This is a genomic window from Lacisediminimonas sp. (assembly GCF_030645335.1).
In the GTDB taxonomy this organism is placed as follows: Bacteria; Pseudomonadota; Gammaproteobacteria; order Burkholderiales; family Burkholderiaceae_D; genus Lacisediminimonas.
In genome coordinates this window covers 1-10,610 of sequence record NZ_JAUSNH010000153.1, presented here as the reverse complement: position 1 = coordinate 10,610, position 10,610 = coordinate 1, and the positions used below count along the sequence as shown (strand labels likewise).

Sequence of the window (10,610 nt, the reverse complement as noted above, 5' to 3'; positions counted from 1 at the left end):
AAAAGCAGGATATCGATGTGCTGTTTTACGGCACCCTGGCGAACCGGCGGCGGCTGATACTCGACGAACTCCGGGCGCGTGGCGTGAACCTGCATGTCGAAACCGATTGCTACGGCCCACAGCGCGACGCGCTGATTGCACGTGCGCGCATCGTGCTCAACCTGCATGCGTACGACGCCCACATTTTCGAGATCGTGCGCGTGTCCTATCTGCTGGCAAACCGCAAGGCGGTGGTGGCAGAAGTCGGGCCGCACACCGACATCGATCCCTTGTTCCGTGATGCGGTCGCGGCCGCGCCCTATGAGCATCTGGTCGATACCTGCATGCGTTTGCTGGCCAATGACGGGCAGCGACTTGCACTGGAACAGCGTGGCTACGAAATAATGCGCAGCGTCGATGCGGTGGCCTGCGTGCGCGAGCGGATTGCCGCATTGCTGCAAGTCGCAACTGCCTGAGCCGAGCTTGGGCGCGGACGATTACCCGGCCCGGGATACCAGTCCTGCGCGTCAAGAAGGCGCTAGATGCGCACTGGCTTTACCCGCCAGATATCGTTGGCATAATCGGCAATGGTGCGATCCGACGAGAACGGCCCCATGCCGGACACGTTCTGCAATGCCTTGCGGTTCCACATCGCCGGGCTGCGGTACAGGTCGTCGGCTTGTTCCTGCGCCTTCAGGTAGCGGGCATAGTCGGCCAACAACAGGTAGTGGTCGCCAAAATTGACCAGTGTGTCAAAGATCGCCTGGAAACGGCCCTTGTCGTCCGGCGAAAAAAATCCATCGCGGACCTGGTTCAGCGCCAGCTTGAGTTCGGCATTGGTTTCATAGATCTGGCGCGGATGGTAGCCGTGCGCGCGGATGTCCTGCACCTGGGGCGTGGTATTGCCAAAGATGAAGATATTGTCAGCCCCGACCTGTTCCAGTATCTCGATGTTGGCGCCATCGAGCGTTCCGATGGTCAGTGCGCCGTTCAGCGACAGTTTCATGTTGCCGGTGCCGGACGCCTCGGTGCCGGCCAGCGAAATCTGCTCCGACAGATTGGCAGCCGGGATGATCAGCTCAGCCAGGCTGACGCTGTAGTTCGGGATGAACAGCACTTTGAGCCTGCCGGCGACGACCGGATCATTGTTGACCCTGGCGGCAACGTCATTGATCAGCTTGATGATCAGCTTGGCCATGTGATAAGCCGAAGCCGCCTTGCCGGCGAAAATCACGGTACGCGGCACATGCACCGCTTCCGGATCCTGGATGATCCGGTTGTAGCGCGTAATCACGTGCAACACATTGAGCAACTGCCGCTTGTATTCATGGATTCGCTTGACCTGCACGTCGAACATGGAGTCCGGATCAAGCACCAGTCCCATGTTCGATTGCACCCAGCTTGCCAGCCGCAGCTTGTTCTGCTGTTTGGCATTGGCGAATTGCTGCACGAATCCGGCATCGTCGACGCAGGACTTCAGTCCGCCGAGCTGGTTCAGGTCGCGCCGCCAGTCCGGGCCGATACGCTCGTCGATCAGCTTTGCCAGCGGCGGGTTGGCCTGGGCCAGCCAGCGCCGCGGCGTGATGCCGTTGGTCTTGTTGTTGAAGCGCTGCGGGAACACCCGCGCGAAGTCGGCAAAGATCGACTGCTTCATCAAATCCGAATGCAATTTTGAAACGCCGTTCACCTTGTGGCTGGCGACCACCGCCAGGTAAGCCATGCGCACCCGCCGCTCGCCGCTCTCGTCGATCAGCGACAGCCGCCGCATCAATTCGATGTCGGAGCCGAACTGCTCGGTGACGCTGGCCAGGAAGGTGGCATTGATGTCGAAAATGATTTGCAGGTGGCGTGGCAGTACCCGGCCCAGCATGTCTACTGGCCAGGTCTCCAGCGCCTCGTGCATCAGGGTATGGTTGGTATAGGAAAACACTTCCTGCGCGATGGCCCACGCCTGGGCCCAGGCCAGCTTGTGTTCGTCCTGCAGCAGGCGCAACAATTCCGGCACGGCCAGCACCGGGTGCGTATCGTTCAGGTGGATCGCTATGCTTTTACCGAGACCGGCAAGGTCGGCATGCTTGAGCAGATGACGGTGCAACATGTCCTGCAGGCTGGCGGAAACGAAAAAATATTCCTGGCGCAAACGCAACTCACGACCCGACAGGGTCGAGTCGTCCGGATACAGAACGCGCGAGACGTTTTCGGAATGGTTCTTTTCTTCGACTGCGCCGAAATAATTGCCCTGGTTGAAAGCGGAGAGATTGATTTCGGTAGTGGCGCGCGCCGACCACAAGCGCAGTGTATTGGTCGCTTCGGTCGCATAGCCAGGGATGATCGTGTCGTAGGCGGTGGCCAGCACATCTTGCGTGCCAACCCAGTGCACCTCGTCGCCGCGATGCTCGGTATGTCCGCCAAAGCGCACCCGATACTCCACTTCAGGGCGCGGAAATTCCCACGGGTTGCCCCCTGACAGCCAATAGTCCGGGCTCTCGACCTGGTTGCCGTCGATGATCTGCTGCCGGAACATGCCATAGTCATAGCGAATGCCATAGCCCATGCCGACGATGCCCAGTGTCGCCATTGAGTCGAGGAAGCAGGCAGCCAGCCGGCCAAGGCCGCCATTGCCCAGCGCTGCGTCCGGCTCCTTGTTGGCGATTTCTTCAATGTCCACCCCGAGCGAGGCCAGCGCGTCGCGGACCTGCCCATGTACGCCCAGCGCCAGTGCCGCATTGGTGAAAGTACGGCCGATCAGGAATTCCATCGACAGGTAGTACACCCGCTTGGCATCCTGCTCATAGGCGGCGCGGGTGGTCTTCATCCAGCGTTCGACCAGGCGGTCGCGCACGGCCAGTTCGGTCGCTTGCAGCCAGTCCTGCGGACTTGCCGTAGTGGGATCCTTGCCGATGGCGTAGACCAGCTTGTCGGCGATCGACTTCTTCAGCGCCGCCGTATCGTTATCGTAATGTTCGAAATTGAATTCAGTGATGTTCATTGCTTTTATGGCTTGTCATAGCGGTTGATTGCGCAAGCTTGTCCTTCATTGGCCAAGCAATCGCTGGTAGATCGGCAGCATTTTCCGGGCTGCATCGTCCCAGCCGAAATGGGCACGCATTGCATTGCGCTGCGCCTGTTGCCACTGTGCCGGCGCCTCGTAGAGCGCGAACGCCCGGTCCACGGCCAGCGAAAATGCGGCCTCGCTGAATTCGTCGAAAACGAAACCGGTGCCGCTATTGTCCGCCAGCGTCGCTGGCGTGCAATCGACTACGGAATCGGCCAGTCCGCCAACCCGGCGCACCAGCGGCAGCGTGCCGTAAGCCAGCGCGTAAAGCTGGGTCAGCCCGCATGGCTCGAAGCGGGACGGCACCAGGATCACATCGGCGCCGGCCACGATTTGATGCGAGCGTACTTCATCGTAGCCAATTTCAACCTGGACGGCGCCGGGATAACGCAAGGCAGCTTCCCGGAAGGCATCTTCCATCCAACCGTCACCGCTACCCAGCAAGACCAGCTGCCCGCCGCGCGCGACGATAGCGGGCAGCGCCGCCAGCAGCAGGTGCAAGCCTTTTTGCTCAGTCAGGCGACTGACCACGCCAAATACCGGTGCATTATCCTGCGGACGCAGTGAGCCCGCTTTCTGTAGCGCGCGGCGGCATACTTTCTTGCCGCCAGGCTTGCTGGCATCGTAGCGGGCGGCAATCAATTCATCTGCCGCCGGACTCCAGACCTCATAGTCTACGCCATTCAGGATACCGGTCAGGTCGCTTGCCCTGTCATGCAGCAGTCCCTCCAATCCACAGCCTTGCTCGGGCGACTGGATTTCAAGCGCATAGCTGGGACTGACCGTGGTCAGCTTGTCCGCAAAAAACAGGCCTGCTTTCAAAAATGACAGTTGGCCGTAATACTCCATCCCATGCATGGCGAAATAGTCCGCCGGCAGGCCCAGTTCGGGAAACACACCGGCATCAAATACGCCCTGGTAAGCCAGGTTGTGCACCGTGAGCACGCTGGCGGCGGCACGCTTGCCGTTGGCCCGTTCCCAGGCTTTCAGGTAGGCCGGCGCCAGCCCCGCATGCCAGTCATGACCGTGCACGATTTGCGCCTGCCAGCCGGGATCGAGCCCGGCCGCAAGGTCGGCAGCGACCCATGCCAGCAAGCCAAAACGCCGGTAATTATCCGGATAGGCGGTATTGCCAGCATCGGCATAAGGATTGCCCTCGCGGGCATACAGTGCCGGTGCGTCGATCACATAGGCCGGCACGCCGCTGGGAAGTTGCCCGAGCAGCAGCCCTACCCGGTCGGCGCCGAAGCGGTCATGCAAGACCACCACCTCACGGGTCGGCCCGATACCGGCCAGGATGGATGGAAAGCCGGGCAGCACCATGCGCACGTCACATCCAACGCGTGCGAGCGCCGGCAGCAGGGCGCCGGTGACATCGGCCAGGCCGCCGGTCTTGAGTAGCGGATAGACCTCGCTACAGGCATGCAATACCCGCATCAAGCCCTCGCCAGCCTCTCCAGCATTTCACTCGTGACCAGCACGACGCCATTGTCGCTACGATAGAAACGAGCGGCGTCGGCCTGCGCGTCTTCACCGATTACCGTGCCGTCCGGAATCGTGCAGCCCCGATCGACGACCACCCCTTTCAAGCGGCAATGCTTGCCGATCACAGACTGCGGAAGAATCACCGCCTGCACGATCTTGCAGTAGGAATGGATGCGCACGTTCGAGAAAATGACTGCCTGCGTGATGTCCGAGCCGGCGACGATGCAGCCGCCGGAAATCAGGATGTTGGCCGTCTTGCCGTGCGTACCGCTCTCATCAGGCACGAACTTGGCTGGCGGCAGTTGTTCCTGGTAAGTCCAGATCGGCCACTCGCGGTCGTACAGGTTCAATTCCGGCATGTTGGACGCCAGGTCCAGGTTGGCGGCCCAGAAGGCATCCACCGTACCGACATCGCGCCAATACGGTGCAATACCGCTCTTGCGCGGCACCGATGACATCGACAGCGGATGCGCCACGGCGTTGCCGTCCCTGACCACGCGCGGAATCACGTCCTTGCCGAAGTCGTGGCTGGAATGTTCGTCGGCCAGGTCGTCTTCGAGCAACTGGTATAGGTAATTGGCGTTGAATACGTAAATGCCCATGCTGCCCAGCGCCGTGTCGGGCCGGCCCGGCATGGCCGGCGGGTCCGCCGGCTTTTCCAGGAACTCGGTGATCTGGCGCTGCTCGTTGATCGCCATCACGCCCAGCGCAGTGCCTTCGTGGCGTGGCACTTCGATGCAACCAACGGTGCAGCCGCGCCCATGTTCCACATGGTCCAGCAGCATCATCGAATAATCCATCTTGTAGATATGGTCGCCGGCCAGCACCAGGATGTATTCCGGATTATAGGAACGCAGGATGTCGATGTTCTGGTACACCGCGTCAGCCGTGCCACGGTACCAGTAGGATTCATTGACGCGCTGCTGTGCCGGCAACAGGTCGATGAATTCATTGGCTTCGCCGCGCAGGAAACTCCAGCCGCGCTGCAGGTGGCGCAGCAGCGAATGCGATTTGTACTGGGTTGCCACGCCGATGCGTCGGATGCCCGAGTTGATGCAGTTCGACAGCACGAAATCGATGATGCGGAATTTGCCGCCGAAGAAAACGCCAGGCTTGGCGCGCCGGTCGGTCAAGTCCATCAGCCGTGATCCGCGGCCGCCGGCCAACACCAGCGCAACAGTGCGCTTGGGCAGCTGGCGGCTCAGTATCATGCGTTCGGTTTCTTCGATCGAGTGGTCCATTTTCCTGGTCCTTTGTTTTGGCTTATTGTCGGGTAATCGCTATCGTCTCAATGTCGTCCTGCATCGCCATCGTCGCGCATGCTGACCGCCAACACCACGGTGTTGGCGATAACGCAGACCGGGCCATCCAGCAAGCGCGCGCACTGTTCGCCCGCATCGGCACTGCATAACAGCCATTGCCATTTGCCCGCAGGCAGGCGGAAGTCGCAGGCGCTGGCGCTGGCGTTGACCAGCAGCAGGCAACTGCGGCCGCCCAGCTCATCCAGCCGGATCGCCATGCGCTTCTCATGCTCCCACTGCGCCGCTTGCAGGGGCGGGCCGTCGGCCGCCAACCATGCAATGTCAACCGCGCCCCCCGCTTGCTCTTCATGCCAGACATCATGGCGCAGGGCCGGCAGTTCAGCGCGCAGTCGGATCAGCCGGGCGACATAGTCGCACAGGCCGGTGTCCGCCTTCTGCCAGTCGAGCCAGGTGGTTTCATTATCCTGGCAGTAGGCATTGTTGTTGCCGCGCTGGCTATGGCCGATTTCATCGCCGGCCAGCAGCATCGGCGTGCCCTGCGAAAACAGCAGCGTGGCCAGCATTGCGCGCTTGAGCGCGCCACGCAGGCGGTTCACGTCCAGGTCCGGCGTTTCGCCTTCGACGCCGCAGTTGGTGCTCAGGTTCTCGTGATGGCCGTCGCGGTTGCCTTCACCGTTGGCCTGGTTGTGCTTGTGACGGTAACTGACCAGGTCGTGCAGCGTAAAGCCGTCATGCGAGGTCATGAAGTTCACGGTCGACAGCGGCAAGCGATGGTCATGCCGGAACAGGTCGCTGGAACCGGCAAAGCGCCGCGCATAGTCACCCAGGCTGCCGCCACGCAGCCAGAAGCGTCGCATGTCGTCCCGGTAGCGGTCATTCCATTCCAGCCAGCCAGGCGGAAACCGGCCAAGCTGGTAACCACCGTGTCCAATGTCCCAGGGCTCGGCGATCAGCTTGACCTGCGACAAGACCGGATCCTGGCCGATCGCCGCCATGAACGGCGAGCAGGCATGGAATCCATGCGCGTCGCGCGCCAGGATGGTGGCGAGGTCAAAGCGAAAACCATCGACATGCATCTGCTGGACCCAGTAGCGCAGCGAGTCCATCACCATTTGCAAAACGCGCGGCTGCATCAGGTTCAGTACGTTGCCGCAACCGGCCCAGTTTTCGTAGCGCGCAGGATCGTCCGGGTCGAGCCGGTAATACAGCGCATTGTCGATGCCGCGCAGCGACAGCGTGGGGCCCAGCTCGTCGGACTCCGCCGTATGGTTGTAGACCACGTCGAGAATGACTTCCAGTCCGCGCGCATGGAAGGCCGTCACCATGTCGCGGAATTCACTGACCGGCGAGCTGCCTTGCCGCCCGGACCAGTAGCGCGGCTCCGGCGCGAAAAAACCGATGCTGTTATAGCCCCAATAGTTGGTCAGTCCGCTCTTTAGCAGCCGGGCTTCGTCGGCGCGGGCGTGGACCGGCAACAAATTGATGGCCGTCACGCCAAGCTGGCACAAGTGGTCCAGCACCGCCGGGTGCGCCAGGCCCGCATAGCTGCCACGCAAGGCTTCCGGCACCGCCGGATGCAAGCGTGTCATTCCCTTTACATGCGCCTCGTACAGCACGGTATCACCCAGCGAAATGCGGGGGGCGTCGCTGCGATGGCTGCGGCTGTCGCGCACCACCCGCGCCTTGGGCGCGATAGCGCCGGTGTCATCGGCCCGGTCGCCAAGGAATGCGTCCTGCCCCCGGTAAGCGCCGACCACTTCGCGCGCATACGGATCGAGCAGCAGCTTGGCAGGATTGAAGCGATGGCCACGTTGCGGCGCGTACTCGCCATGCACGCGGTAAGCATAGATGGCGCCGGGAGCGGCATCGGGCAGATAACCGTGCCAGACGCCGTTTTCGCAACCCGCCATGTGGTGACGACCGGTCTCCTTGCCGTCCTCGTCGAACAGGCACAGCACCACGTCCTGCGCATTGGGCGCCACCAGCGCAAAATTAACGCCCGCCCCGTCCCAGCAAGCGCCCAACGCAGCAATGCTGCCTGCGGCAAGCCGGCCAGGCATTACTGCCCACCCTCGCGCACCAGCATCACGGTCGCCAGCGGCGGCAAGGTCAGCGACAGGGAATCGCTGCGTCCGTGCGCATGCTGCTGCGCGCTGTGCACCGACCCGTTGCCGGCGCCGCTTCCGCCGTACACGATGTTGTCGGTATTGATGATTTCCCGATAAGCGCCGGGCTGCGACACGCCGATGCGATAATCATGCCGCGTCACCGGCGTGAAGTTACAGGCCACGATCACGACACCGCCCGCACCGTCGTGGCGGGCGAACGCCAGCACCGAGTTTTCGTGATCGTCGGGAACCAGCCACTCGAAGCCGGTCGGATTGAAGTCGACCCGGTGCAGCGCCGGAAAATCATGCAGCACCCGGTTGAGATCGCGCACCAGGCGCTGCATGCCCTGGTGCAGCGGCCGCTCCAGCAAGTGCCAGTCCAGGCTGCGGTCGGCATTCCATTCGCCGACCTGGCCGAACTCGCCGCCCATGAACAGCAGCTTCTTGCCGGGATGGCCCCACATGAAACCAAAATACGCACGCAGGTTGGCAAAGCGCTGCCATTCGTCACCCGGCATGCGCGACAGCAGCGAGCCCTTGCCGTGCACCACCTCGTCATGCGACAGGGGCAGCACGAAATTTTCGCTGAACGCATACATCAGGCCAAAGGTCATCTGGTCGTGATGATGGCGGCGATGGACCGGATCCTTCTGCATGTAGCGCAGGGTATCGTTCATCCAGCCCATGTTCCACTTGTAGCTGAAGCCCAGTCCGCCATTGTCCACCGCATGCGACACGCCGGGAAAGCTGGTCGACTCCTCCGCCATCGTCACCGCTTCGCCGCGTTCGCGCGAAATGACCTGGTTGGCCTGGCGCAGGAAAGCGATCGCTTCCAGGTTCTCACGCCCGCCAAACTGGTTGGGCACCCATTGCCCCTCGGCCCGGCTGTAGTCGCGGTACAGCATTGACGCCACCGCGTCCACGCGCAGCCCATCGATGCCGAAACGCTCGATCCAGTAAAACGCATTGCCGACCAGGAAATTGCGTACCTCGTTGCGGCCGAAGTTGTAGATCAGCGTATTCCAGTCCTGGTGGAAGCCCTCGCGCGGATCGGCATGTTCATACAGATGGGAGCCGTCAAAGCGCGCCAGTCCGTGCGGATCGTCCGGGAAGTGTCCCGGCACCCAGTCGATCAGCACGCCGATGCCCTGCTCATGCGCGCGCGCCACCAGGCTGGAAAACTGCTCCGGCGTGCCGAAGCGGGCGGTCGGCGCATACAGTCCGGTCGGCTGGTAACCCCAGGAACCATCGAACGGATGCTCATGCACCGGCATCAGCTCGATATGGGTGAATCCCATGTCCTTGGCATAGCCGACCAGTTGCTGTGCCATCTCGTCGTAGCTGAGCCACCCATTGTCGCTATTGCGACGCCAGGAACCCGGATGCACTTCATAGATGCTGATCGGCGCGGCATGGGCGTTGGCCAAGCGCCGCTCTTCGGTCGGCGCAATCCACGACGGCAAGCGCTGCACCACCGATGCCGTTTGCGGCCGGATCTCGGCGCGGAATGCATATGGATCGGCCTTCAGCAGCAAGCTGCCATTGGCGGCCAGGATTTCGAATTTATAGAGATCGCCCTGCCCGGCATGCGGCACAAAGCATTCCCACACACCGCAAGCGCGGTGCAAGCGCAGCATGTGCCTGCGCCCATCCCAATTATTGAAACTGCCCACCACCGACACCCGCTGCGCATTCGGCGCCCATACCGCAAAGCGCACGCCCGGAACGCCCTCGACCTGTATCGGATGCGCGCCCAGGAACTCGTAGGGACGCTGGTGATTGCCTTCGGAAAACAGCCAGACGTCCATTTCGCGCAACTGCGGCGGGAAGCGGTAGGGATCATCCAGCAATTGCCGGTGCGTGCCCCAATCGATGCGCAATTGATAGGCGAAGTGATTGCGCCGGCGCGGCACCACCCCTTCGAACAGATCGCTGCCTTCATGGCGCACCAGGCTCGCCAGGCAACGCCCGCTGCGGGTCTCGATCACTTCGACGCTGCCAGCGCCCGGCAGCAAGGCCCGCACCCATAATTGCTGCTGCAGGGTGTGCATGCCCAGCACCGCATAAGGATCGGTGTGAGTACCGCTCATCAAGGAATCTACCGTGGCGCGATCGAGCATGCTCATCCCTGGGTCGGTGGCAGCTGGCCGAAAAATCCATCGTAGCCGGCCAGCCTCAGCATGCCGCCTGGCTGCAGCGCGCCGCCAAGCCCATGACCGGCGAGCGGCGTGACACCCGCCGGCACACACAGCGTAACCGGATCGGGCCCGAGATTGAACACCGCCAGCATCGCTTCGCCTTGCAGTGCGCGCGAAAACATCAGCACCGGCTCAGGCGCATCCAGGAAGTGGATGTCGCCACGCGACAGCGCAGCATGGGCGCGCCGCCACTGCGTGAAATTACGGAAAAAATTCAGCACCGAAGCGGGGTCCTGCTGCTGCTCGGCGACCGACAAGGGCAAGTGCTCGCCGGGTACCGGCAGCCACGGCTGCGCCGACGAAAATCCGGCATGCTGGCCGGCAGTCCACGGCATTGGCGTGCGGCAGCCGTCACGTCCCTTGAACTCGGGCCAGAAGTTGATTCCGTAGGGGTCGCGCAGCAATTCAAACGGAATGTCGGCTTCGGTCAGGCCGAGCTCCTCGCCCTGGTAGACGCAAGCACTGCCGCGCAGGCTGCACACCATCGCCAGCAACAGCCTGGCCAGCGCGCGCTCGTTTTGTC

At 62.2% G+C, this 10,610-nt stretch carries 5 protein-coding genes and 2 pseudogenes; 1 reads left to right on the top strand and 6 read right to left on the bottom strand.

What is annotated here, in order from left to right:
• A pseudogene (locus Q7T64_RS10730) lies at window positions 1–455 on the top strand (hypothetical protein); the annotation flags it as partial.
• Window positions 456–517: 62 nt separating this feature from the next.
• On the opposite strand, the gene Q7T64_RS10725 reads toward Q7T64_RS10730, so the two are convergent.
• From Q7T64_RS10725 to Q7T64_RS10700, 6 genes and pseudogenes are all read right to left on the bottom strand, one after another.
• Window positions 518–2,968, bottom strand: a complete 2,451-nt coding sequence (locus tag Q7T64_RS10725) for a glycogen/starch/alpha-glucan phosphorylase (protein WP_304795339.1) — start codon at window positions 2,966–2,968, stop codon at window positions 518–520.
• Between the two features lie 45 nt (window positions 2,969–3,013).
• Window positions 3,014–4,471: a glycogen synthase GlgA gene (glgA, locus tag Q7T64_RS10720; protein WP_304795341.1), complete on the bottom strand. Its 1,458-nt coding sequence runs from the start codon at window positions 4,469–4,471 to the stop codon at window positions 3,014–3,016.
• Entirely contained in the window at window positions 4,471–5,760 is a 1,290-nt protein-coding gene (gene glgC, locus Q7T64_RS10715; protein ID WP_304795337.1) for a glucose-1-phosphate adenylyltransferase, read from the bottom strand. Before glgC ends, glgA begins: the two co-directional genes overlap by 1 nt.
• A gap of 47 nt (window positions 5,761–5,807) precedes the next feature.
• A complete protein-coding gene (gene glgX, locus Q7T64_RS10710) occupies window positions 5,808–7,841 on the bottom strand; it encodes a glycogen debranching protein GlgX (RefSeq protein ID WP_304795333.1) in 2,034 nt (677 codons plus the stop codon).
• Entirely contained in the window at window positions 7,841–10,009 is a 2,169-nt protein-coding gene (glgB, locus tag Q7T64_RS10705) for a 1,4-alpha-glucan branching protein GlgB (RefSeq protein WP_370653303.1), read from the bottom strand. Before glgB ends, glgX begins: the two co-directional genes overlap by 1 nt.
• Before the next feature lie 2 nt (window positions 10,010–10,011).
• A pseudogene (locus Q7T64_RS10700) lies at window positions 10,012–10,610 on the bottom strand (alpha-glucosidase); the annotation flags it as partial.

Coding starts and splice junctions, on each gene's coding strand:
- glgB (WP_370653303.1), bottom strand. CDS start 10,009: ATGCTCGATCGCGCCACGGTAGATTCCTTGATGAGCGGTACTCACACC.
- glgA (WP_304795341.1), bottom strand. CDS start 4,471: ATGCGGGTATTGCATGCCTGTAGCGAGGTCTATCCGCTACTCAAGACC.
- glgC (WP_304795337.1), bottom strand. CDS start 5,760: ATGGACCACTCGATCGAAGAAACCGAACGCATGATACTGAGCCGCCAG.
- Q7T64_RS10725 (WP_304795339.1), bottom strand. CDS start 2,968: ATGAACATCACTGAATTCAATTTCGAACATTACGATAACGATACGGCG.
- glgX (WP_304795333.1), bottom strand. CDS start 7,841: ATGCCTGGCCGGCTTGCCGCAGGCAGCATTGCTGCGTTGGGCGCTTGC.